The 23,764-nt window shown below is 71.0% G+C and carries 19 protein-coding genes and 1 pseudogene; 15 read left to right on the forward strand and 5 right to left on the reverse strand.

What is annotated here, in order from left to right; all coding sequences use genetic code 11:
* Nucleotides 1–166 precede the first annotated feature (166 nt).
* From HUO13_RS22895 to HUO13_RS22925, 7 genes are all read left to right on the forward strand, one after another.
* Complete coding sequence (locus tag HUO13_RS22895) at nucleotides 167–1,174, forward strand: Gfo/Idh/MocA family oxidoreductase (RefSeq protein ID WP_211897154.1); 1,008 nt, start codon at nucleotides 167–169, stop codon at nucleotides 1,172–1,174.
* Nucleotides 1,171–2,058, forward strand: a complete 888-nt coding sequence (locus HUO13_RS22900) for a sugar phosphate isomerase/epimerase family protein (RefSeq protein WP_211897155.1) — start codon at nucleotides 1,171–1,173, stop codon at nucleotides 2,056–2,058. Before HUO13_RS22895 ends, HUO13_RS22900 begins: the two co-directional genes overlap by 4 nt.
* On the forward strand, nucleotides 2,058–3,356 hold the full coding sequence (locus tag HUO13_RS22905) for a M20/M25/M40 family metallo-hydrolase (RefSeq protein ID WP_211897156.1): 1,299 nt from the start codon (nucleotides 2,058–2,060) through the stop codon (nucleotides 3,354–3,356). Before HUO13_RS22900 ends, HUO13_RS22905 begins: the two co-directional genes overlap by 1 nt.
* On the forward strand, nucleotides 3,353–4,477 hold the full coding sequence (locus tag HUO13_RS22910; protein ID WP_211897157.1) for an Ldh family oxidoreductase: 1,125 nt from the start codon (nucleotides 3,353–3,355) through the stop codon (nucleotides 4,475–4,477). The genes HUO13_RS22905 and HUO13_RS22910 overlap by 4 nt, the downstream gene beginning before the upstream one ends.
* Nucleotides 4,474–5,412, forward strand: a complete 939-nt coding sequence (locus tag HUO13_RS22915) for a Gfo/Idh/MocA family protein (RefSeq protein ID WP_211897158.1) — start codon at nucleotides 4,474–4,476, stop codon at nucleotides 5,410–5,412. Before HUO13_RS22910 ends, HUO13_RS22915 begins: the two co-directional genes overlap by 4 nt.
* Entirely contained in the window at nucleotides 5,409–5,828 is a 420-nt protein-coding gene (locus HUO13_RS22920) for a DUF6917 domain-containing protein (protein WP_211897159.1), read from the forward strand. The genes HUO13_RS22915 and HUO13_RS22920 overlap by 4 nt, the downstream gene beginning before the upstream one ends.
* A gap of 176 nt (nucleotides 5,829–6,004) precedes the next feature.
* Nucleotides 6,005–7,270, forward strand: a complete 1,266-nt coding sequence (locus HUO13_RS22925; RefSeq protein WP_211897160.1) for an MFS transporter — start codon at nucleotides 6,005–6,007, stop codon at nucleotides 7,268–7,270.
* A 359-nt stretch (nucleotides 7,271–7,629) separates the two neighbouring features.
* On the opposite strand, the gene HUO13_RS22930 is transcribed toward HUO13_RS22925, so the two are convergent.
* The 4 genes from HUO13_RS22930 to HUO13_RS37655 all read right to left on the reverse strand — a co-directional run bounded on the left by HUO13_RS22930 (nucleotide 7,630) and on the right by HUO13_RS37655 (nucleotide 11,799).
* The gene (locus HUO13_RS22930; protein ID WP_211897161.1) at nucleotides 7,630–8,163 is read right to left on the reverse strand and encodes an EF-hand domain-containing protein; all 534 of its coding nucleotides are present in this window, start codon (nucleotides 8,161–8,163) and stop codon (nucleotides 7,630–7,632) included.
* Nucleotides 8,164–8,383: 220 nt separating this feature from the next.
* Nucleotides 8,384–9,646, reverse strand: coding sequence for a nucleotide sugar dehydrogenase (locus HUO13_RS22935; protein WP_211897162.1), 1,263 nt, complete (start codon nucleotides 9,644–9,646; stop codon nucleotides 8,384–8,386).
* A 101-nt stretch (nucleotides 9,647–9,747) separates the two neighbouring features.
* Nucleotides 9,748–10,053 carry a hypothetical protein gene (locus HUO13_RS22940; RefSeq protein ID WP_249123961.1) on the reverse strand — a complete coding sequence of 102 codons (306 nt, stop codon included), beginning with the start codon at nucleotides 10,051–10,053 and terminating at the stop codon, nucleotides 9,748–9,750.
* A 96-nt stretch (nucleotides 10,054–10,149) separates the two neighbouring features.
* Nucleotides 10,150–11,799, reverse strand: coding sequence for a hypothetical protein (locus HUO13_RS37655; protein ID WP_249123962.1), 1,650 nt, complete (start codon nucleotides 11,797–11,799; stop codon nucleotides 10,150–10,152).
* A 361-nt stretch (nucleotides 11,800–12,160) separates the two neighbouring features.
* Between HUO13_RS37655 and HUO13_RS22950 the strand changes: the two genes are divergently transcribed.
* From HUO13_RS22950 to HUO13_RS22980, 7 genes and pseudogenes are all read left to right on the forward strand, one after another.
* Nucleotides 12,161–12,931, forward strand: coding sequence for a DUF4239 domain-containing protein (locus HUO13_RS22950; RefSeq protein WP_211903065.1), 771 nt, complete (start codon nucleotides 12,161–12,163; stop codon nucleotides 12,929–12,931).
* 274 nt (nucleotides 12,932–13,205) lie between these two features.
* Nucleotides 13,206–13,667 (forward strand): NUDIX domain-containing protein, encoded by a 462-nt coding sequence (locus HUO13_RS22955; RefSeq protein ID WP_211897163.1) that lies wholly within the window; start codon nucleotides 13,206–13,208, stop codon nucleotides 13,665–13,667.
* Between the two features lie 145 nt (nucleotides 13,668–13,812).
* The gene (gene hutC, locus HUO13_RS22960) at nucleotides 13,813–14,568 is read left to right on the forward strand and encodes a histidine utilization repressor (protein ID WP_249123963.1); all 756 of its coding nucleotides are present in this window, start codon (nucleotides 13,813–13,815) and stop codon (nucleotides 14,566–14,568) included.
* 264 nt (nucleotides 14,569–14,832) lie between these two features.
* Nucleotides 14,833–16,218 carry an amino acid permease gene (locus tag HUO13_RS22965; RefSeq protein ID WP_211897164.1) on the forward strand — a complete coding sequence of 462 codons (1,386 nt, stop codon included), beginning with the start codon at nucleotides 14,833–14,835 and terminating at the stop codon, nucleotides 16,216–16,218.
* A gap of 178 nt (nucleotides 16,219–16,396) precedes the next feature.
* A complete protein-coding gene (locus HUO13_RS22970; protein ID WP_211897165.1) occupies nucleotides 16,397–17,209 on the forward strand; it encodes an SAM-dependent methyltransferase in 813 nt (270 codons plus the stop codon).
* Between the two features lie 293 nt (nucleotides 17,210–17,502).
* A pseudogene (locus tag HUO13_RS22975) lies at nucleotides 17,503–18,260 on the forward strand (ABC transporter ATP-binding protein).
* Nucleotides 18,261–18,266: 6 nt separating this feature from the next.
* Nucleotides 18,267–20,744 carry an ABC transporter permease gene (locus tag HUO13_RS22980; RefSeq protein ID WP_211897166.1) on the forward strand — a complete coding sequence of 826 codons (2,478 nt, stop codon included), beginning with the start codon at nucleotides 18,267–18,269 and terminating at the stop codon, nucleotides 20,742–20,744.
* A gap of 39 nt (nucleotides 20,745–20,783) precedes the next feature.
* Here the strand turns inward: HUO13_RS22980 and HUO13_RS22985 are convergent, their stop codons facing one another.
* On the reverse strand, nucleotides 20,784–22,205 hold the full coding sequence (locus HUO13_RS22985) for a serine/threonine-protein kinase (RefSeq protein WP_211897167.1): 1,422 nt from the start codon (nucleotides 22,203–22,205) through the stop codon (nucleotides 20,784–20,786).
* Nucleotides 22,206–22,561: 356 nt separating this feature from the next.
* Here HUO13_RS22985 and HUO13_RS22990 point away from each other — a divergent pair, with 356 nt between their 5' ends.
* Nucleotides 22,562–23,755 carry a cytochrome P450 gene (locus HUO13_RS22990; protein WP_211897168.1) on the forward strand — a complete coding sequence of 398 codons (1,194 nt, stop codon included), beginning with the start codon at nucleotides 22,562–22,564 and terminating at the stop codon, nucleotides 23,753–23,755.
* The last annotated feature ends 9 nt before the right edge of the window (nucleotides 23,756–23,764 follow it).

The following is a 23,764-nucleotide window of genomic DNA, read 5'->3' on the forward strand; positions in this document are numbered from 1 at the left end:
TCGCTCGTTCCGGAGTCGGTTGCGGCGCCTCGGAAAACACTCGCTATGGTGTCCGGCCGGACCGCCTCGCGGCTCCCGCCAACCGCGTTCCGGTTTCCGCCGACAACACAACCGGGCGCACCTTTTCTCCTTTCACCCGAATTGACGCCGACGTCTACGGAGAACGATGCTGCAACCACTCGTGGTCGGACTCGGCCGCGCCGGGGTGGGCCTGCACCTGCGCGTGCTGGCCCGCGCCCGGTCGTGCGAGCAGGGGCTCATCGCCCCGGGCCCGGTACCCGCCTGGGACCCGCGCCAGGACGCCGGGCAGCAGGTGCCGGGCCTGAGCGTGCGGGACTCCCTCACCGCGGCGGTGTCCACCACCGATCCGGAGTCCACTGTGGCCCATGTCTGCACACCTCCCGTCGCGCGGCTTGAGGTGATCAGGCAGCTCGGCGCGCTCGGGGTCCGCAAGCTCGTGGTGGAGAAACCGCTTGCGACCGGCGTGGACGAGCTGCTGCGCATCGACCGGTTGCGCCGCGAGCTGGGGCTGGAAGTGGTGGTGGTCGCGCACTGGCTGGCCTCCGAGCTGACCCGCCGGCTGGCCGAGCTGGTGCGGGACCAGCCGTTCGGAGCGCTGCGTTCGATCACCTTCACGCAGCACAAACCCCGCTTCTCCCGTTCGTTGAGCACCAACGGGCACCCCACCGCCTTCGACGTGGAGGTGCCGCACTCGCTCGGCGTCGTGCTCCGCCTCGCCGGCCCGGCCCGGCTGCTCTCTGCCGAGCGGACCGACATGCGGGTCGGCGACGACGTCGTGCTGCCCGGGATGGGCAGCGCACGGCTCGCTCTCGGGCACGAGTCCGGGGTGGTCAGCGAGATCTTCTCCGACCTCACCTCGCCGGTGCAGCAGCGCAGGGTGCGGCTGGAGTTCGAGCGCGGCTCGGCCACCGGGCACTACCCGCTGAGCGAGAACGACGACCACGCGCAGCTGACCGTCGAGGGTCCGCAGCGCGCGCACCACGTGTTCCGGGACGACGCGCTGACCGCGTTCGTCGTCGCGACCTACCGGGCCTTCCAGTCCGGTGCACCCTCGGCCGAGGCCGGTTTCCAGCTCCACAGCGAGGCGATCCGGCTGATGTGCGAAGCCAAGGAGACCGCGCGCGGCTCGACCCCGGAGGAGATCTCGACGTGAAAACCCACCCGTACAACGCAATCCCGCTCACCGGCATCGGCGACGAAGCCGACGTCGGCCTCGCGGGGCAGATATCGGCGTTGCGCCGACTCGACTGGCGTGCGATCGAACTGCGCACGGTGGACGGTGTCGCGATGGCCGACCTGGACCCGCGCCAGTTCGAGGCGGTGCGCGACGCCGTGCGCGAGGCCGGGCTCGAAGTGGTGTGCCTGGCGTCGCGGATCGGCAACTGGGCGCGCCCGATCACGGGTTCCTTCCACCACGACCTGGCCGAGCTCGACGTGCTCACCGCGCAGTGCGCGGCGCTGGGAACCCGGTACGTCCGCATCATGTCCTACCCCGGCGGAGGGCTCGACGAGCAGGACTGGGCGTACCGGGTCGTCACCCGGATCAAGCACCTGGCCGAACGCGCGGAGCAGGCCGGGCTGGTGCTGCTGCACGAGAACTGCTCGGGCTGGGCGGGTTCCGACGCCGACCGGATGCTGCGGTTGCTCGACGAGGTCGGCAGCCCGGCGCTGCGGCTGCTCTTCGACACGGGCAACGGGGTTGCCCACGGCTACGACGCGGTCGCGATGCTCGGCCGCGTCCTGCCGCACGTCGCGCACGTCCACGTCAAGGACGCCGTCACGACACCGGACGGGGTCGGCTACACGCTGCCCGGAGAGGGCGACGCGGGCGTCGCCGAATGTCTGCGGATGCTCTGCGACGCCGGCTACAGCGGGTGGCTGTCGCTGGAACCGCATCTGGCCACGAGGCCCCACGAAGGACTGCGGGCACACGGCGACTCCGCGGAGCTGTTCGTGCGTGCCGGGCAGCGGCTCCGGCAGCTCGTCCGGCAGACGACGACCTCCGCGGCGCAGTCGCGGGACCCGGGGGTGGCGTAGTGGTGGGCCTGCTGGCCGAGTCCGACCGCAAGCTGCTGCTGAGCCTGCTCTCGACGTGCACGGTCGGTCCGCTGGAGGCCGCCTCCGGCGCCGAGCAGACCCGGATGTGGCTGGCGCAGGACGAGTACGCGCGGGCGGCCGAGGCCATCGGCCTGCGCCGGGTGCGCCACGCGAGCCCTCCGCTCGCGGCGGTGACACGTCCCGACGTGCCGCTCACCGTCCGCGACGCCGCGCGCGACCCGTCGTTCCTGTCCCAGCAGCCGAGCCTGGTGATGCGGCTCGGCGCGGCGCTGCCGGTGGAGCGCACGGTGATGTTCAACGTGCACCTGGACACCGTCTCCGGGATGGAACCCGTGTCGTTCAACGGTTCCCGCTTCACCGGACGTGGCGCCATCGACGCCAAGGGGCCCGCCGTGGCTCTGCTCTCGGGCATCCGCGCCGCCTTGGCGCGGGAAAGCGCCGTGGGCCGCGACATCGCGGTGCTGGTGCAGGTCGTGTCGGGAGAAGAGGGCGGCGCGATGGGCACCTTCGGCACCCGGCCGCTGGTCGAGTCCGGGTTCGTCGGCCGGCTCAACGTCTTCTGCGAGCCGACCGGGCTGCGCTACCTGACGCGGTCCACGGCCGCCATGACCGCATGCGTCCGGGTCGACGGGGAGGGCGCCATCGACGACCGGCCCGACACCGGGCACAACGCGACCGTCCTCCTCGGGTTCCTGGCCCAGCACCTCGCCGCCGAGCTCGACCCGGGGTCTCGGCCGGGACGGGTGTGCGTCGCGGGCCTGCACACCGGCGACATGCACAACCGCGTCTACGGCTCGGGCCGGCTGCTGCTCAACCTGTCGTACGCGACCTCGGCCGAGGGCGTCGAGCTGGAACAGGCGGTCGCCGGGGCACTGCGCGGCGGGCTGCACGCCTTCACCCGCCGTTTCGCCGGTAGCAGGGAGTTCGGCCGCACCGCGGCCGACTGCGCCGACATCACCACCCTGGAATGGCACAAGCGCGGCCTGCCGTGCCTGCGCGGCACCGAGCCGTGGGCCGCCGAGCTCCTCGAACGGTCCGGACTGCGCCGCTGGCCCGACGACGAGCCCGCCTTCACCTGCGACGCCATCTGGATGGACGGCGTGCCCGGCACCGCCACCGCCGTGCTGGGGCCGGGATCGCTCGACCGCAACAACGCCCACGCCGAAGGCGAGTTCGCCGAGCTGGCCGAGCTCGAGGAGTTCGCGTCGGCCGTCGCCGACGTGCTCGTCGACTTCGTGAAGGACTGCAAGGACCAACCGAACGGAAACCGCCCATGACGCACGAAGTGCCCGCGGCACGCCGGAACGGCGTGGTGCGGGTCGACTACGCCGACCTGCTCTCGTTCACCACCCGGCTGTTCACCGAGAGAGGTGTCCCGGCCGACCGGGCGCACACGGCCGCGAGCGCGCTCTGCTACGGCGACCTCACCGGCCTGGAGTCGCACGGCCTGTTCAACCTGACCCGCCTGTACCTGCCGCTGTTCGACAGCGACCGAGTGGACCCCGCCGCTCAACCGCGCGTGCTGACCGACCTCGGCGCGTGCGCGGTGGTCGACTCCCGCCGCGCGCTCGGGCTCTGGTCGGCGGCCGAAGCGATGGACTCGGCGGCCGACCGGGCCGCCCGGCACGGCATCGGACTGGTCTCGGTGCGCGACGCCACGCACTTCGGCTGCGCCGGTTTCCACACCGCGCGGGCGGCCGAACGCGGCATGATCGGTGTGCTGCTGGGCAACTGCGGCGGCCAGCGAATCGCCCGGCCGCCGGGCGGGGCGCTGGCCATGCTCGGCACCAACCCGCTCAGCGTCGCAGCCCCGGCGCTGCCCGGGCATCCGTTCGTGCTAGACATGAGCACGACGGTGGTGCCCACCGGACGGGTCCGCACCGCCGCGGCGCGTGGCGAGCCGGTCCCGCCGGGCTGGCTGGTGGACTCCTCCGGCGCCGCGGTCACCGATCCGGCCGCCTTCGACCGCGGCGAGGCGTACCTGAACTGGCTCGGCAGTGACCAGGACACCGGCGCGTACAAGGGTTTCGGCCTGGGCCTCGTGGTCGAGCTGCTCGGCGCGCTGCTGCCCGGCGCCGGACTCGGTCCCGCACCCGAGGCACTCGCCGGCGACGGGCGTCCGCACGGCCGCGACGACGACATCGGCTTCTCCGCCCTCGCGATCGCACCGCGGCTGCTGCGCCCCGACCGCGACTTCACCGGCGCCGCCGAGGCACTGTTCGAGACGATCAACGCGTGCCCACCGGCACCCGGACACGCCGACGTGCGGTATCCGGGCTGGTGGGAGGCCGAGCGCGCGCAGAGCCGCCTGCGCGAGGGCGTGCCGGTTCCAGCGGGCCTGCACACCGATCTCGTCGGGCTCGGACTCGGCGTCGAACCGGCAGGTGAGCACCGGTGACGGCCAGGCGCATCGCCGTCGTCGGGCTGGGCGTGATCTCCAGGTTCTACCTGGCTGCCATCGAGTCGTCCCGCACGTGGGAGCTCGCGGCCGTGTGCGACGTCCGGGAGGCCGCGCTCGAACCGCACCGCGACACCGTCACGTGCTACGAGGACCACCGCACGATGATGGCGCAGGCCCGGCTCGACGCGGTGGTGGTCACGGTGCCCAACGACGCGCACGGCGCGATCTGCCGCGACGCGCTGCTGGCCGGACTCGCGGTGTGCGTGGAGAAGCCGCTGACGCTCTCCGCCGCCGAAGGGCGGGAGCTGGACGCGCTGGCGCGCATGCGCGAGGTCGCGCTCTTCACCGCCTTCCACCGCCGCTACAACCGCAACGTGCGGGCCCTGCTCGCCCGGCAACGCGCCACCGGAGCGCCGATCCGGTCGATGGCGGTGCGCTACCTGGAGCTCATCGAGGAGCACATCGGGCAGGACACCTGGTACCTCGACGCCGAGCGCTGCGGCGGCGGCTGCGTGGCCGACAACGGTCCCAACGCCTTCGACCTCGTCCGTCTGTTCCTCGGCGACGTCGAGGTGGTCGGCTCGGAGATCACCCGCGACGGGACCGGTACCGACCGGCAGGCTCGCGTCGCTCTGCGCTCCGGCACCGGCGTCGAGGCGGTGGTCGAACTCGACTGGTCGCATCCGGGCGAGACCAAGGACGTCGAACTCGTCCTGGACAACGGTTCGACGCTGCACGCAGACATGCTGGCAGGCCACCCCGAGTTCAAGTCGTCGCTCTGGCACGAGTACGCGGGCATCCTCGACGACTTCAGCGACACCCTCGCGGCACCGCGCACCGGCGACGGCGGCCTCGCGGCACTGGAACTCGTCGAAGCCGCATACCGCGCCGAGCGCCCGAGCACGGCACTACCGAACCTGGAGGGATCATGAACCACGACGAGGACGGCGCGAAGCGCGCGGTGCGCGGAACGCTAGTCAAGGTGCTGCTGCACCGGCGCGACGACCGCGGGATGTCGCTCGAACCGCACGCCAGCCGGTGCGTGCGTCGCGGCGAGGTGCACGAGCTGGTCACGACCGACCACCGCGAGACCGCGCCCGGCGCCCGCATCGACCGGGTCGGCTTCCTCGGGTTCGCCGAGATCGCCTGCGCCGGGGTGATCGACCGCGGTGACCAGTTCTGGGTGGGCGACACCGTCGTCGGCACCGTGCTCGGCTTCGACGCGTGCCACTTCCCCAACCACTACAACATCCTGATCAGCACCACGTCACCGGTCACCGGCGCAGACCTGGACCTTCGCCCGGAACTCCCGATCGGCTTCGCCCCGGCACTGGTTCCCGTCGGCTGAAGCGACGAACACGCCCATTTCCACCCGCCCGCCGCGCGATTCGGTGTCGCTGGTCGAATGCCACGAAGGCGAGTCGGCGAGGGACTCTTCCGGAAGCGGCGTCAGCCGCTTGCGGTGTGGGACTCAGCCCGCATCGCCGCAGGTTCTCAGAAGTGGTTCCTCAAGGGGGCGCGGGGATGGTGGGCAGGCGGTCGCTGGGGCGGCAGTTCGGGTGGCTCTGGGCGGCCTACGCGGTCAGCACGTTCGGCACGCGGTTCGCGTTCGACGCGTTCCCCCTGATCGCGGTCCTGGTGCTGCACGTCGGGCCGACCGAGGTGTCGGCGCTGGCAGCGGCGGGGATGGCGGTGGGCGCGGTGGTGGCGGTGCCGCTCGGCCCGTGGGTGGAGTTCCGCCGGAAGCGGCCCGTGATGATCGCGGCGGACCTGATCCGGTTCGCGGCGGTGGTGAGCGTTCCAGCCGCGTTCGCGCTGGACCTGCTCAGCTTCGCACAGCTCCTGGTGGTGTCGGTCGTCGTCGCCGCGGCCGACATCGCCTTCAGGGCGGCCAGCGGAGCGTGCCTGAAAGCAATCGTGCGGCGGGACGACCTGCTCGTCGCGAACGGGCGATTCGAGTCCACGGCCTGGACCGCGACCGCGCTCGGCCCGCCACTGGGCGGAGCCGCGATCGGGTTGCTCGGTCCGGTGACGACCGTGCTGGCCGATGCGGTCAGCTACCTGCTCTCGGCAGTGGGAATCCGCGCCATCGGTGGCAGGGAGCCTCACCCCGCGCGAACCGAGGCGTCACGGCTGCGTCCGCGCGACGTTCTCGAAGGCTGGCGCTACATCCTGACCCACTCGGCGCTGCGCCCTCTGTTCTTCAACACGATCCTGGTCAACGGCCTGATCATGGCGACCGCGCCGCTGCTCGCCGTGCTCATGCTCGGCCGGCTCGGCTTCACGCCCCTGCAGTACGGCCTGGCATTCGGCGTGCCCTGCATCGGTGGTCTCATCGGTGCACGGCTCGCCCGTCCTCTGGTCGCGCGGTTCGGGCGGCACCGGACGATGCTCACCGCTGGAGCGCTGCGCGCGTGCTGGTTGCTCGGGCTGGCCTTCGTCCACCCCGGTACCACCGGGCTCGCCCTGGTCATCGTCGTAGAGCTCGCGCTGATCACGTGCGTGGGAGTGTTCAACCCAATCCTCGCGACATACCGTCTCGAGCAGATCGCACCGGACCGGGTCTCCCGCACCCTGTCCGCCTGGTCGGTCACCAGCAACCTCACCATCGCGGTCATGACCGCCCTGTGGGGCGTGCTGGCGAGCACCACCAGCCCCCGCACCGCGATCGCGGTCGCCGGACTGCTCATCCTGGCGACGCCGCTCCTGCTCCCCCGCCACGATCGCTCGCCCCAGTGGCAGGAGACAGAACCCACACCAGACGCACCGACCTCTCCGGGCTCCGGTTGACGTGCCTGTTGAGATGCCGGTCTGATCGTGCCCATGCCCACTGCCAAGCCGGATTCCGCTTCCTCGTGCCTTCACGGCGAGCGGTTTCGCTGATCCGCCGGATTTCCTCAGTTTGCTGCGGGCGGGCGCTGCCCCGAGCCGAGCTGTGCCGCACGTCTTACGGCCGCACATGGCAGAGGCTGCATCGAGCGCCCCACCTCGTCGAAGTACGCCGGCAGCCCGGAGACCCACCTCGCCGAATTGCCGCCAGCCCAGGCCCCAACCCCCGCTGAATGCGGCAGCGGCCGGTGTCCCGGACCGAATCCGGGAACACCGGCCGCTGTTCGTTCAGGAGTCTTCCCGCGCAGCCGTCGGCAGGATCAGCCGAGCAGCTCGACGTCCAGCCGTCCGAAGTGGAATTCACGCACGGCGGTGAGCAGCTCGTCGAGAGACAGCTCGCCGTTGCCGTTGGTGTCCACCTGGTTGAAGGCCTCCGCGGCCTCCGCCTTGCTCATGCCCAGCGCGGTCAGCCACGCCGCGAACTCGTCGGCGTTGATCTGGCCGTCGGCGTTCTTGTCGCACAGCCCCACGATGCCCTTGACCACCGGGCCGAGGACGCGGTTGAAGCTGGCCTCGCCCTGCTCGAAGACGAGGTTCTCGGTGACGCGGATGAACTGCTCCTCGGTGAGGGAGCCGTTCGAGCCGACACCGGCTTCCTTGGCCAGGTAGTCGAAGAGCCCGCCGAAGGCGTTCTTGAGCGTCTGGACCTCAGCGGCACCGGCGTCCTTGCCGAAGGCCTTCGCGATGTGCTGGGCCTCCTTCTCGAAGTCCGCCCGCTCCAGAGCGCCGTTGCCGTCGAAGTCCCACCTGTCGAAGCGCTTCTTCAGACGGTCGCTGGCGATGGCCGTAGTCATAGAACCAGAACTTCCTTTCCCATCGGATAGTACTGCGAAAAAACGACGTCCACGATCAGATCCACACCACTGCGATCAGCCGGATCGACGAGGACGCCGCCTCGCGTTGAACTTCCCCACGAAGCCCAGCGCAAGCCTATATTCCTTGATCAGATCCCGTCATTAACACGTTCTGGTGATCCGGAGGAACGTCCACCTCGGACAGAACGATGTACTGAGCTCACAGCAAAGTGACTCGTTCACCCGCGACCTGGCCACGGGTGTCGAGGAGCACGCATTCCGCGGCGGCGAGCACCGCGTGGTCATAACTCGAATGGTCCTGCAGAAGAATCGCCAGATCGCAATTCTTCAGAGCCGCCGACAATTCCTCAGCTCTCGGCAGTTGCACGTCGTCGACCGCGAAGTCGGTGACGTGCGGATCGTGGTAGGTGACCGACGCCGCGCGTGCCACCAGCTCGCGCGCCACCGGCAGCGCGGGAGTCTCGCGGGTATCGGAGATGTCGGGTTTGTAGGCGACGCCGAGCAACAGCACTTCGGCTCCCCGCACGGACTTGCCCATCCCGGAGAGCATGCTCACCGCCCGGTCCACCACGTGCCCGGGCATCCGCCCGTTGATCCCGCGTGCCGCGGCGAGCATGTCGAAGGTGAAGCCCTCCGCCTCGGCCTTGCTCGACAGGTACAGCGGGTCGACCGGGATGCAGTGCCCGCCGACCCCGGGCCCGGGCGCGAACGGCGCGAACCCGAAGGGCTTCGTCGCTGCGCAGTGCATCACGTCCCAGACGTCGATGCCGACCTTGTCGCAGAACAGCGCCACCTCGTTCACCAGCGCGATGTTGATGTAGCGGTAGGTGTTCTCCAGCAGCTTGGCCATCTCCGCCTCGCGCGTGCCGCGCGAGACCACCAGGGTGTCGACGAACCTGCCGTAGAAGGCGACGGCCGACTTCGCGCACAGCGGGGTGCAGCCGCTGACGACCTTCGGCGTGTTGCGCAGCCCGAAGCGCTTGTTGCCCGGGTCGATGCGCTCCGGCGAGTAGGCCAGGTGGAAGTCCTCGCCGACGCGCAGTCCGCTGCCTGCTTCGAGGATCGGCCGAACCACCTCCTCGGTGGTGCCCGGGTAGCTCGTCGACTCCAGCACCACCAGCACCCCGGGCCGCAGGTGCGGCGCCGCTGCGCGTGCGGCCGCGCGGACCGAACCCAGATCGGGTTTCCCGTCTGCCGTGAGCCCGGTGGGCACGCACAGCACCACCGTCTCCGCACGCGAGATCACCGCGGTGTCGGTCGTCGCCGCGAAGCCGGCGGCCCGCATTTCCGCGACCGCCGAGTCCGGGACGTCGTCGACGTGCGAACGCCCGGCGTTCAGCCCCTCGGCGACCTCGGCACGCACGTCGAGTCCACGCACCGAGAGACCCTCCTCGCAGGCCCGTCTGGCCAGCGGCAGCCCCACGTACCCCAAACCGACCACGACCAGATCGACGTCTGCCACGGTTCCCCCTCGATCGAGTGCGCGCGTTCGCGCGTTGAACTTCGGTACCGGTGGAGCGCCGCACGCTGCAGGGCGCTCCACCGCTGGACGCGAATCGCGGATCAGACCGAGAAGCTGCCGCTGCCCGGCGCGACGTGCGAACCGAACCCGGGCTGCACCGTCACGCTCGGGCCGGCGCAGAACGGGTCGCCGTAGATCCGGACCGGCCTGTCCGTGTGGTTGTTGAGCACGTGCGCGGCCAACGGGAGCTTGTAGCACCCCGAGGGATCCGCGTACGTGGTGAGCCGCGTGGTCTCCGTCTCGAAGACCGTCACCTCACCCGTGGCGGCCGAAGCGGCCGTGGCGGCGACCCCGGTGAGCAGGACGGCACCCACGAGAGCCGCGACCATGGAAAACTTGCGCTGCAATGCATCCACCTCCTTGTAGGGCTGCCGGGAGCGGCAGCCGACAACAGAAACCTCTTGAGAACAGGGAGCAATCCGATACGCCGCCGGGTGGACCGGTCACCGTTTCGCGCGGCTCGCAGTCGAGAGCGCCCCGACGCTCACCATCATCACCAGCGCGCCGAGGATGCCGATGAAACCCGCCGTCCGCTCGGGTGATTCGAGCGGTCCGCCGCCGCCACCCGCGCGCTCGCGTTCCCGCTGCGCGAGCGCCGCCGCCGGGCGGCCCGCACGGCCCGGATTCACCGCGTATGTCACGTGCAGGACCGTCGTGGTCCGGACGGTGTGGCTAACGTCGGCCACCACGCCGTCGATCACCGGTCGCCCCGACACCGAAAGCGCGACGGCGGTGCCCCGGGCCACCCGGCACCGGTACTCGGAGCTCTCACCGGCGTCGAGCCATCCGATGTCCTCTCGGCAGTCCGCCGGTTCGCCTCCGACCACGACGTGGTCCAGCGGGATCGGCGAGGTGTTGCGCACCCGCACGTCGACCTCGGCCCGGCCGTCGCGGTCGGTCCCGGTACCGGCTTCGGAGACCTCCAGCGCGATGCTCGGCCGGACGCCCTTCGTCGTGACCGAAGACGAATCCACCGCCATCGCACCGAGTGCGTCGCGTCCGGAGGCGGTCAGGTTGCTCACGACATCACCCGAACCTGCCCGGACGGCGCAGCGGACCTGCCGCCGCTCGCCCGGGCCCATGGTCGCCGGCAGCGGGTCGCACCGCGCCCCGTCTCCGGTCAGCGCCAGCCCGGAAAGCTCGGTGTTGCCGCTGTTGCGGAGCGCCAGCTCGTGCACCGCGTCGTCACCCTCCAGCACCATGCCGTGCTCCCGCGCGACCGCCAGCTCCAGCGCCGGGCGCAGCACGCGGACGACGTCCGCGGTCCGGGCGGTCACCGTCCTGCCGTCGGCGCTGGTGCCCCTGACCCGCGCCGTCACCGAAGCGTCGCGCTCGCCGGCAGCGCCGGCGCAGGCGACCGCGACCGCCGCTCCTGGCGCGAGGGTCCCGAGGGGCTTGCGGCATCCGGAGCCGATGTCGAACTCGGCCAGCACGTCGTGCAGCTCCGTCCCGCCAGTGTTGGTGACCACCACGTCGTGGCTCACCACGTCCCCGGGGTGCGCCGCGCCGCGGTCGATCCGGCCCGCGGCCGAAATCTCCGGGTCGGGAACCTCGATCGTCCACACGACGTGCAGCGACCACCCCTCCACGCACGACGGTCCCCCGACGACCACCGTCACTCCGTGGTCGCCGACGAGGCGGGCGAGCTCGTCGAACACGTCCGCGCGGGCCGACGACGGCCTCCCACCGGTTCCCTCGACGACGCTCTGCGGGCTGACCCGCGTCGAACCGAGAACCACCGAAGGGGCCTGCTGCCCCGTGGAGAACAGCCATCCGGCCCCGGTCCCGCAGTGGGCGCCGGTGCCGGTCCAGCTGAGGTCGGCCTCGACGATCCTCGCGCCTGCCGGGATGTCCAGCCGCGCCGAGGAGGAGCCACGACCACCGAGCCGCTCTCCCGCCGTCACAGAGCCCGTGCGGGTGTGGTGGCCCTCGTCGAGCCTGCGCACCGGCACGTCCCGCGACGCGGTCGCCGGCACCACCATGAACGCGCTCGCCAGCAGCACCAGCGACAGCCGGACACCGCGGGCTGTCAGCGCACGTGTTCTCCTCGAACGGATCACCGGAAACGAGCCCCTGATTCGGAACGCGACCACGCCGGGTGCACCTGCCGGAGCACCGGGGACGGGTCTTCTGGGAAGTCGACGCGGGTGACGTTATCCGCCGAAAACCCTTTGTCCGCAGCCGGGTTTGGCCGCACCGCCGAAGGCGTATGGCCAGCTCCCGGGCCGTTTTCGCGGGTTCGTCGGTCCGGTCCGGATGACGTCGTGCACCGGAGCGCACTTCAAGATCACTCGAACTGATGAAGTTGGCGGATCCGGTGCCGCACAAGGCTTTTCCGGCTCCCGGCCGGGTCTACCATCGCGGTGTCGCGCGTCCCGCGACCGCACGGCGCATCGGCTCGTCCGCCGTGATTCCCCCGTCTGCACGAGAAATCCGGGATCTCAGTTGTTCCTCATGCTGCTCGTCGTCGTCCTGCCCGCCCTGCTCGTCGCAGGACTGCTGGTCCTGGACAAGCGCCGCAAAAGAGCCGGCGCGGCCCGATCCGACTCCGACTCCGACTCGCTGTCGTTCGTCGGCGGCGTGCTCAACGCGCTGTTCACCGTCGTGCTCGCGTTCTACATCGTGTTCGCCTGGCAGGACGGCGACGACGTCGAGAAGGCGTCGACCACCGAGGCCAACGCGCTCACCGACACGTACTGGCAGGTGAGCTCGGCACCCGAGCCCGCGGCGTCGACGATCCGGTCGCTGGCGGCGCGCTACGCGACCCGCGTCGCCGAGCACGAGTGGGCGGCGCTGGACCAGGGCCGCACCGACCCGGAGGTGGACGCGGTGCTGGCGTCCATGCGCGCGGAGGTCATCGACCTGCCCGCCGACACCGAACAGCAGAAGTCCGCGCGGGAGCAGGCCCTGCAGAACATCCGCGTGATCGACGAGAACCACCGGGAGCGGGTCGAGCAGGCCACCGACGGCCAGGTCTTCAACACGGTGCTGCTCGTGGCCAGCATCATCGGCGCGCTGATCATGGTCGCCTTCCCGCTGCTGATCGGGATCAGCCCCACCGCGGCCAACATCGCGACCATGGTGCTGCTGACGCTCACCCTCGGCTTCACGATCTTCGTCTCGCTGCAGCTGATGCACCCGCTGCACGGCCCCTTCGGGGTCGAGCCCGGGCCGTTCCGCACCGCGCTGGAGAGCTTCGAGGGCACCCTGCTGACCGGGGCGTGAACCCGGCGCTTGGTCGCCGTGCTTCACGGTGCTTTCCCCTCCCCGAACGGGAAAGCACCGTGAAGCGGCGCAGCGTAAGACCGAGGTTTCGGTGTCACAACAAGGGTTTTCGCACCGTCCTGTTCATCAGTGATGAACAGGACGGCCTTTTGCCCGATCACGCTTCGCCGTGGTCGACGACAGGTCATCTCGCGGGCGGTCTCCGCACCCGACCGCGCGATTCACCCGCTTCGCCCCGTCCGCCGAGGACCCGACCGCGTCTAGGCTCGTCGTCATGCGCAGGCGCTTCCAGGTCGTGCCGTCGGTGTACGTGCTGCTCCGCAGCGGGGAGCACCCGGGGCAGGTGCTGCTGCAACTGCGGCACAACACCGGTTACATGGACGGCCACTGGGCGTGGGGTGCGGCCGGGCACGTGGAGAGGGGCGAGCCGGCCACCGAGGCGGCGTGCCGGGAGGCCGCCGAGGAGCTCGGTATCGCGGTGGACCCCGAGGACCTCGTCCCGCTCACCGTCATGCACCGCACCAAACGCGGCCGGCCGATCGACGAACGCGTCGACTTCTTCTTCGAGTGCAGGCGGTGGGGCGGTGAACCGCGCCGGCTCGAGCCGAACAAGGCGGCTGAGCTGCGGTGGTTCCCGCTGGACTCGCTGCCCGAGTCCACGGTCCCGCACGAGCGGATGGTGCTCGATCGCCTCCGCGACCGGGACCTGCCGCTCGTCGTGCCTTACGGCTTCTGACACCGGCGCCGATTCCGTCCACTGTGGCGCCCCTGGCCGCGCCTGTCAGACCGGTCCGCCGAACCGCCGCGTCAGCCCACCGCACCGCCCGGACGGATAGACTCACCCGGTCGGACGTGACCGAGCAGCCGGGCGGTGATCCAGTGTGGCCATCGACGCGATGGACGTCGCCGCGCTGTTCAGGGCGAGCTCGCCCGGAGCCGCCCCCGCCTACCGGCGGCTCAAGGACCTGATCGTCGAGCAGGTCAGCACCGGCCGGTGGCCGGAGGGTGCGTTGCTGCCCTCGGAGAGCATGCTGGTGCAGTCGCTGGGGCTGTCACGGATGACGATCAACCGCGCCCTGCGTGAGCTGAGCGCCGAGGGCGTGGTCGTGCGCCATGCGGGCGTCGGGTCGTTCGTCGCCGAGCGCAAGGGCAGCTCGGCGCTGGTCGAGGTCCGCAACATCGCCGACGAGGTGAGCCGCCGGGGGCACCGGCACCGGACCGACGTCCTGTTCGTGCGGCAGGAGCCCGCCGACGCCAGGGTGCACGGGCTGTTCGGCATCGCCGAGGGCGGCCCGGTCTTCCACTCGCGGATAGTGCACTTCGAGGAGGACGTGGCGATCCAGTTGGAGGACCGGCACGTCAACCCGGCGCTGGCCCCCGGCTACCTGGTCCAGGACTTCACCGAGCGCACACCGAACGACTACCTGTCGAGGATCGCGCCGCTGGGCCGGGGAGAGCACGTGGTGGAGGCGGTGCTGGGCACCGCCGAGGACTGCGCGGCGCTGGGTATCGACCCCTCCGAGCCCTGCCTGCTGATCCACCGCCGGACGTGGTCGGAAGGGGTGCTGGTCAGCGCGGCGAGGCTGCTGCACCCGGGTTCGCGGTACCGGTTGGAGGGCGCCTTCGACCCGCAGTGACCGGCGGGCCGCCGCTCGGTCTCGCTACCGCAGCGACGGGGTCCGGTCAGCGTTCACGGTTCCTCTTGCCAGCTGTATATACAGGGCTATACAGTTTTTCATTCGTCCGGCTGTGCCGTGGAGCACACTCCGGGCGTGCGCCGGCCCGGTCCCGGACGTCCGGTCGCCACACTCCATGGGTCGCCCGGTCACCGCCCGAGCACCGGCCAGGGCCGCGGAGTCGCCACACGACGGGGAACACCGCCGTTCCCGGAGGAGGACACGTTGAAAGCAGCCACGGCGGCGCTGAGCAGAGGGCTCAACGCGCGGCACATCAGGTTCATCGCCCTGGGCTCGGCGATCGGCACCGGCCTCTTCTACGGCTCGTCGGAGGCCATCGCGCAGGCGGGCCCCTCCGCGCTGCTGGCCTACCTGATCGGCGGCGCGGCGGTCTACCTCGTCCTGCGGGCGCTCGGCGAGATGGCCGTCAGCGACCCGGTGCCCGGGTCGTTCGGCGAGTACGCCAGCAGGCACCTGGGCAGGTTGCCCGGCTTCGTGACCGGCTGGACCTACACGTTCGAGATGGTCATCGTCTGCGTGGCCGACGTGACCGCCCTGGGCGTCTACATGGGCTTCTGGTTCCCCGACGTGCCGCGCTGGATCTGGGTGCTCGGGGCGCTGCTGGTGATCGGCCTGGTCAACCTGCTCAGCGTCCGGGTCTTCGGCGAGGTCGAGTTCTGGTTCTCGCTGGTCAAGATCGTCGCGATCATCGCGATGATCGCCGGCGGCATCGCGCTGATCGTCCTCGGCAGCGCGCACGGCGGCGCGGTCGGGGTGAGCAACCTGTGGTCGCACGGCGGTTTCTTCCCCAACGGGGCCGAGGGCTTCGTGCTGTGCTTCGCGGTGGTGATGTTCGCGTTCGGCGGCACCGAGATCATCGGGATCACCGCGGGTGAGGCCCAGCAGCCGGAGCGGACGATCCCGCACGCGGTGAACACCGTCCCGGTCCGGGTCATCCTGTTCTACGTGCTGACACTCGGGGTGATCATGTCGATCATGCCGTGGCAGTCGATCAGCTCGTCGGGCAGCCCCTTCGTGCAGATCTTCGAGGGCCTGGGCCTGACTTCGGCGGCCACGGTGCTCAACGTCGTCGTCATCACCGCCGCCCTGTCGGCGATCAACAGCGACATCTTCGGCGCGGGCCGGATGATGTACGGCATGGCGCAGCGCGGGCAGGCGCCCGCGATCGTGGCCAGGGTGTCCCGCAACGGGGTGCCGTGGATGACGGTGGTGATCATGGTGGTGGCGCTGCTGGGCGGCGTGCTGCTGAACTACCTGATCCCCGAGCGGGTCTTCGTGATCATCGCCTCGATCGCCACCTTCGCCACCGTCTGGGTGTGGCTGATGATCCTGCTGTCCCACGTCCGGTCCCGGCGCCGGATGAGCGCGGAGCAGACCGCGGCGCTGAAGTTCCCGGTGCCGTTCTGGCCCTACGGGCAGTACCTCACGATCACGTTCATGCTGGGTGTGTTCGTGCTGCTCGCCTTCGGCGAGGACACCCGCGTGGCGCTCGTCGTGGGCGTCGCCTGGCTGCTGCTGCTCACCGTCGTGCACTGGATCTGGGTGCGGCCTCGCAACGCCGACGAGGTGCCCGCCACGGTCGAGAGTTGAGGTCGCGACACCGAGACCGCGACCCGCGCTATCGTCGACACGATTTCCGGCACCTGAGCCGCCGACGATGCGGCTTTCGGCGGCACCACCTTCCTCCACACAGCCCAGGACCTGGGGTTTTCCGGTGTGCCGAAATCCAGGGCGATATGATCTTCACCGGTCGAGGAGGGTGGTACCGGTGCCGGACGAGGTTTCCCAGGCGTTTCCGAGCGAGCAGCCGCTGAGCGGCACCGACAGCAGCGTCCCCCACTCGGCGCGGATCACCAACTACTGGCTCGGGGGCAAGGACCACTACGCCGTCGACCGCGAAGCGGGCGAGCGCTACCGGCGGACGTTCCCGGAGATCGTCGACATGTCGCTGGCGGGCCGCAAGTTCCTCGCGCGCGCCGTGCGCTTGCTCGTCGACAGCGGCATCCGGCAGTTCCTCGACATCGGCACCGGGCTGCCGACCGCCGACAACACCCACGAGCTCGCCCAGCGTCGCGCGCCCGAGAGCCGCATCGTCTACGTGGACAACGACCCGATGGTCCTCGCACACGCCCGCGTGCTGCTCACCAGCACGCCGGAGGGGGCCGCCGACTACCTGGAAGCCGACCTGCGCGAACCGAAGGCGATCCTCGACGGCGCGGCGCACCTGCTGGACTACCGCGAGCCGGTGGCCGTGATGCTGATGGGCGTGGCCGGCCACATCGCCGGCGACGACGAGCTCCGCGGCATCATCGGGGAGCTGCTGGACGCGCTGGTGCCCGGCAGCTACCTGCTCGTCGGCGACGGCACGAACCTCGCGCCAGAGCAGGTCAGCGCCCAGGACACCTACAACGAGAGCGGCACCGAGCCCTACCGGCTGCGCAGCCCGGAGCAGCTCGCGTCGCTGTTCGACGGCCTGGAGCTGGTCGAGCCCGGCCTGGTGCCCGCGGCGCAGTGGCGGCCGGAGGACGACGGCTCGCCGGCCGAGGTGCTCTCGCGCTGCGGCCTCGCCCGCAAGCCCTGACCCGCGACACCGCCGCGGCCACTGCTGCTCCGTCCACACCGGACCTCTCCCGCTCCCCCTCCTCCGCGCATGAGCGGCTTCACATCCGGGCCGAAGTGATCCGCGCACACCGGGCACTTCGATCAACTAGCTTGTGAGCTGCTTTCCCGCACGTCGAACTTCCTGGGGGGACTCACATGAGCGTGCCATCGGTCAACCAGGGCGCACCACAGGCGCCCACCGGGCCCATGCCCGGCGCACCGCACGCGGGCGGTCCGGCCGGTCAGGCCGTGCCCGCGCCGGGCGGCAGGCCGATGTCCCCGCCGGGACAGCCCGTGCCGGGCCAGCCGCAGTACGCGACGGCTGCGACCGGTCTGGTCAAGGTGTACGGGATCGGCCCGGCGGCGGTCCACGCGCTGGGCGGTGTCAACGTCGGCTTCCCGCGCGGGCAGTTCAGCGCGATCATGGGCCCGTCTGGTTCGGGCAAGTCGACCCTGATGCACTGCCTCGCCGGGCTGGACGTGGCACCCGGGGTCAGGTGACGCTGGGCGGGATCTCGCTGACCGGGATGCCGGACAAGCAGCTCACGCAGGTGCGCCGCGACCGCGTCGGGTTCATCTTCCAGTCGTTCAACCTGCTGCCCACGCTCACCGCGGAGAAGAACATCCTGCTGCCGCTGGAGCTGGCGGGCCGCAAGGCCGACCCGCAGTGGTTCCAGACCATCACCCAGGCGCTGGGGATCGCTGAGCGGCTGCGGCACCGGCCCAGCGAGCTCTCCGGCGGTCAGCAGCAGCGCGTCGCCGTCGCCCGCGCGCTGGTCACCCGGCCCGAGGTGGTCTTCGCCGACGAGCCGACGGGCGCGCTGGACTCCAAGTCCGGGACGAACCTGCTCAACTTCCTGCGCGCCTCGGTCAACCAGTTCGGCCAGACCGTGGTGATGGTGACCCACGACCCGGTGGCGGCCTCCTACGCCGACAGCGTCACGCTGCTCGCCGACGGCCACATCGCGGGCCGGATCGAGCGGCCCACCCCGGAAGCGGTGCTCGACGCGCTGCGCAGGCTGGGCGGCTGATACCCGATGCTGCAGAACACGCTCAACCAGCTGCGCGCCAACGTCGGCCGGGTCTCGGCCGCGGCGCTGGCGATCGTGCTCGGGGTGGCCTTCGTGGCAGCCACGCTGGTGTTCACCGGCACCCTCGAGAGCTCCACCTCGCGCGCGGTGGCCGCACCGGAGCTCGCCGCCGACCTGGTGGTGGGCACCGAGTCGGAGAGCTTCCGCACCGGCGACGCCCAGAAGGTGGGCCAGGTGCCGGGGGTGGCGGTGTCGCAGTTCCGCTACAACGACAACGCCGAGACCTTCTGGAACGGCGGCAGCGGGTACTCGTCGGTGTTCGTCGTACCGCCTGACCCGCGGTTGCAGTGGTTCTCCCTCGCCGAGGGCCGGCTGCCCGGCGCGGGCAACGAGGTGGCGCTGGACAGCGTCGCCGCGCGCGGCGCGGGACTCGGCGTCGGCGGCACCATCACGGCAAGGACGCTGAGCTACGGCACCGGGGAGGTCCAGACCGAGTTCCGGGTCACCGGCCTGGTCGACACCGGCCGCACGCTGGTCACCGGTGGCTCGACGCCTTCGCTGTTCGCCGCCCCCGCCAAGCTGGAGGAACTGGGGCTGGTCAGCGTCGGCGGCATCGACGTGCTGGTCGACGAAGGAGCCGACGTCGAGACCGTGCGCTCGGCGATCGGCGAGGCGATGGGACCGGGCTTCTCGGTCAAGACCGGTGAGCAGCGCGCGAAGGAGGCGGCCGATCAGCTCGGCCCGATGTCGGCGGTCATCAACGCGATGCTGCTGCCGTTCTCGGCCATCGCGCTGTTCGTGGCCGGGTTCGTCATCGTCAACACGTTCTCGGTGCTGTTCGCCCAGCGCAGCCGCCAGTACGCGCTGCTGCGGTGCGTCGGTGCGAGCCGGTCGCAGATCCGCGGCTCGGCGCTGCTGGAGGCGCTGATCATCGGCGCGGTCGCCTCGGTCGTGGGCACCGCGTTCGGGGTGTTCGTCGCGGCGGTGGTCGGCTGGCCGCTGGGGTTGACCAAGTCGGCGGTGGACTTCGGCTCGCTGGGCATCACCGCGGCCTCGCTGCTGGTGCCGCCGGTCGTCGGGGTGCTGGTGACGCTGCTGGCGGCGCTGGCCCCGGCGGGACGCGCGACGCGCGTCAGCCCGCTGGCGGCGCTGCGGCCGGTGGTGGAGACGTCGGTGGCCAGGCGGATGGGACGGGTGCGCCTGGTGTTCGCGCTCGTGCTCACGGTCATCGGACTGGCGCTGCTGCTGGCCGGGGCGTTCGGTGGTTCGCTGGCGATGGCAGTGCCGGGCGCGCTGCTCGCCGCGATCGGTGTGCTGCTGTGGACACCCTCGCTGATCCCGGCCGTCGCGACGCTCTTCGGCGGGCTCTTCCGCTTCGCCGGTCCGACCGGCGTGCTGGCAACCGGCAACGCGGTGCGCAACCCCTACCGCGCGGCGTCCACGAGCACGGCGCTGATGATCGGCGTCGGTCTCATCGTCACGCTGCTGACCGGGACCGCGACGGCGCAGGAGACGGCCACCGCGCGCGTCGACGAGCGGTTCCCGGTCGATGCGATGGTGATGAGCGAGACCGGCGCCCTGCCACCCGAGGTGGTGCAGAAGGCGCGCAACCTCGACGGCGTGGCGGCCGCGATGGAGCTGCGCGCGGCCGACGTGGAGATCGACTACTCCAGCCACCGCGTGTTCGGCGCCGACCCGGCGAAGTTCCGCGACATCGCCCGGCACGGCGGCGACGCGCTGAAGCCGGGCACGGCGCTGATGAACCCGACCGACCTCGAGTACAGCGACGTCAAGGCCGGTGAGCAGCTGCGGATCCCGGCCCGCGACGGCGGCACCGTGGCGGTCCGGCTGGTGGCCAGCGACCTGGCGCAGGACGACCAGATCGTGCTGGCCGAGTCGGATCTGGCCAAGATCGCACCGGACACGCAGGTGAGCGCGGTGTGGCTGCGCGCGGACGACTCGGTCGACACCAAGGTGTTCGTCGACAACCTGAGCGGCTTCTACTCCGGTTCCGGCGGCGGTTCGGTGCAGTTGTCGGGCGCCGCGCCGATGCGCGCGCAGATCGGCACCGTGCTCGACATCATGCTGTCGGTGGTCACCGGGCTGCTCGGCGTCGCGGTGATCATCGCGGTGGTCGGCATCGCCAACACCCTGGGCCTGTCGGTGCTGGAACGGGGTCGCGAGTCGGCGCTGCTGCGGGCGCTCGGGCTCACCCGCGGCCAGCTCCGCGGCACCCTGGCCTTCGAGGCGGTGCTTCTTGCGCTGGTCGGCGCACTGCTCGGGGCGGTGTTGGGTGTGCTGTTCGCGTGGGCGGGTGCCACCGCGCTGTTCGGGCAGCTCGGCTTCGAGTCGAGCTTCCACGTCCCGTTCGGCAGGCTGCTGCTGGTGCTCGGCTGCGCCGTGCTGGCCGGGGTGCTGGCATCGGTGCTGCCGGCGCGCCGGGCGGCCAAGGCCGCTCCCGCCGAGGCGCTGTCCGACGAGTGAACCCGGTGGTCGGGTGCCTCGCGCGCACCCGACCACCGCTCACTGCGCGATCGGGAAGTAGTCGGTCCAGGGGGTTTCGGTGACGCGCTTCTTGGCGTCCCACAGCTCGACCTGGAACCGCACCCGGCCCTGCTCGCTCAGGTCGAGCCGGCAGTCGATCGGCCCGCCCTCGCTCTTGAGGTCCTTGCACTCCTCCGTGCGGCCGTAGTCCGTGGCGAGGTCGGTGCGGATCCACATGCCGTCACGCGCGGTGTCGTGGGCGTAGAGGTGGTCGCCGTTCGGGTCGAAGCAGCCGACGCCCCGCTCCTTGCCCTCGAACACGATCGTCCGGCACTGCTTGGTGCCACCCGGCGGCTTCGGGGACTCAGACGACGGTGGCGGAGCGGGCGGCGGCAGCGGCGGAGCGGAGGGCAGCGCCGTCGGAGACGGCGCGGGCGCCGACGTGGTCGACGACGTCACGGGCTGCGGCGGAGCCGGCGCGGACGACCGCGGCGCGGTCGGTTCGGCCGGGACCGGGCTGCCGGCCTCGGTGCGCATCGCGGTCAGCGCCAGTGCCGTCCCGGCGCCCAGCACGACGACCGCACCGGCACCGGCGACGACGAAGCCCCACCGCCTCGACCGGCGCGCGGGCTCCGCAGCGGACACCTGAAACATCGTGGTGAGCGCCTGCCTCGCGGCCCTGGCCAGCTCACCGGCGCTGGAGAAGCGCTCGGCGGGGTTCTTCGCCATCCCCCGCGCCACGATCCGGTCGAACTCGCGCGGGATGTCCGGGCGTGCGGAGCTGGGCAGCGGCGGCTGGTGGTTGAGGTGGGCGTTGATCAACGATGCCGCGGTGTCACCGGAGAACGGCTTGGCGCCGGTCAGGCACTGGTACAGCACGCACGCGAGGGAGTACACGTCGGCGCGGTGGTCGACCGGCGCGTCGTCGAAGCGCTCGGGCGCCATGTAGTCCAGCGTGCCGACCGTGAAGCCGGTGGACGTCAGGGTGCCCGCCTGCATCGAGTGCGCGATGCCGAAGTCCACCAGGTAGGCGAAACCACTATCGCCGAGCAGGATGTTGGACGGCTTGACGTCGCGGTGCACCAGCCCCTCGGCGTGGGCGGCGTCCAGCGCCCGGGCGACCTGCTCGATCACGCCGACCGCGTCGGCGGGCCGCATCGGCCCCTGCGACGCGAGCAGGGCACCCACGTCCCCGCCTTCCACCAGGCGCATGTCCAGGTAGAGCCGACCGTCGATCTCACCGTAGGCATGGATGGGGATCACGTGCGGCTCACGCAGCCGCGCGGCCGCATGGGCCTCGCGCTTGAACCGCTCGCGGAACTCGTCGTCGGCGGCGAGGTTCTCCGCGAGGAGCTTGAGCGCCACCACGCGGTCGTGCCTGGTGTCGTACGCGCGGAGGATCTCACCCATACCGCCGCGAGCGATCAACCCCTCGACCCGATAGGGCCCGAAATGCCACATACGGTTGCGTTACTCCTCCGTGCCGACCTCGTCCAGGCATCCTATGCGCCCAGCCCGACTCCCCCGAACATAGCCACTGAACAGGGGAAACACCCCACCATCGGTGCTGTGGTCCTCAGCCCGCCGACCTGGCGCCAGCCCGATCGGACCGAATCAAGGGGCCCGCCAGATGCGAGCCGCAGGATGCCTCCGAAACCCCCCGCACCCACCCACCGAAAGCCACCACCCTCAAAGTCCGCTCCCCTCCCCGTCTTGCTCCCGGACTGATACCACTACGCAACCCAAGTGGATCTTGCTCTCTGGCACAGTCGCAGAATCTCGGTACCAACACCGGCCGTGGAAAGGACCAGTCCCGGATGCCGACCGACAGCACTGACGCACGCAAGATCGACCGCGGTGAAGCCGGGGGAGGCTGCCCGGTGCAGCGTCGGCCCGACGGGGTGTGGGAGGTCCGCGGTTACGCCTCCGCGCGGGCCGTCCTGCGCAGCGCCGACACGGTCCAGGCCGGGCTCGGCGTCGAGACGGTCGAGAAGATGCCCGCCCGCATCCGCCGTCCTGTCCTCTACCGGGACGGTTCCGAGCACCGCGAGCACCGCAAGCAGACCGCCAAGTACTTCACGCCGCGCCGGGTCGACGAGCGCTACCGCGACATCATGGAGCGCGTCACCGATGAGCAGCTGGCCAAGCTGCGGGCCGACGGCCAGGCGCACCTGTCCGAGCTCAGTTTCCACCTGGCCATCGACGTCGCCTCCTCGGTGATCGGGCTGACCGAGAGCAGGCCCGGCATCCAGGCACGGCTGGAGCGCTTCTTCCCGGAGGAGTTCGGCGAGCCGGGCTTCACCAGCATCAACGGGATCTACTGGATCTTCCGGCAGCTGCGCAACTGGGTGGGCATCTACCTCGGCGACGTGCGGCCCGCCGTCCGCGCCCGCAAGCGGCAACGGCAGGACGACCTGATCTCGCACCTGCTGGACGAGGGCTGCTCCTCGGCCGAGATCCTCGGCGAGTGCATCACCTTCGCCGCGGCCGGGATGGTGACCACGCGGGAGTTCGTCAACCTCGCCGCCTGGCACCTGTTCACCGACGAGGCGCTGCGGGAGCGCTACTGCTCCGCCGAGGAGCCGGAGCGGCTGGCGATCCTGCACGAGATCCTGCGGCTGGAGCCGGTCGTCGGGCACCTGCGCCGGCGCACCAACGCCGAGCTCCGCGTCCCCGACGGCGATTCCGAGGTCACCGTCCCGGCCGGCGAGGTGCTCGACATCGTGGTCAGCGCCACCAACCTCGACGAGCGTGTGATGGGTGAGCGGCCGGAGAGCCTGTGCCCCGGTCGCGAGCTGTCCGACGGTGCCTACGCGCACGGGATGTCGTTCGGCGACGGCGCGCACAAGTGCCCGGGCGCGCACATCGCCATCATGGAGACCGACACCTTCCTCAGGAAGCTGTTCGCCCTGCCGGGACTGGCGATGCGCACGCCACCGCGCGTGACGTTCAACGACGCCATCGGCGGCTACGAGCTGCGCGAACTCGTCGTCTCGGTGTCCACGACCTGATCCGGCGCT

The organism is Saccharopolyspora erythraea, from assembly GCF_018141105.1.
GTDB classification, from domain to species: Bacteria; Actinomycetota; Actinomycetes; order Mycobacteriales; family Pseudonocardiaceae; genus Saccharopolyspora_D; species Saccharopolyspora_D erythraea_A.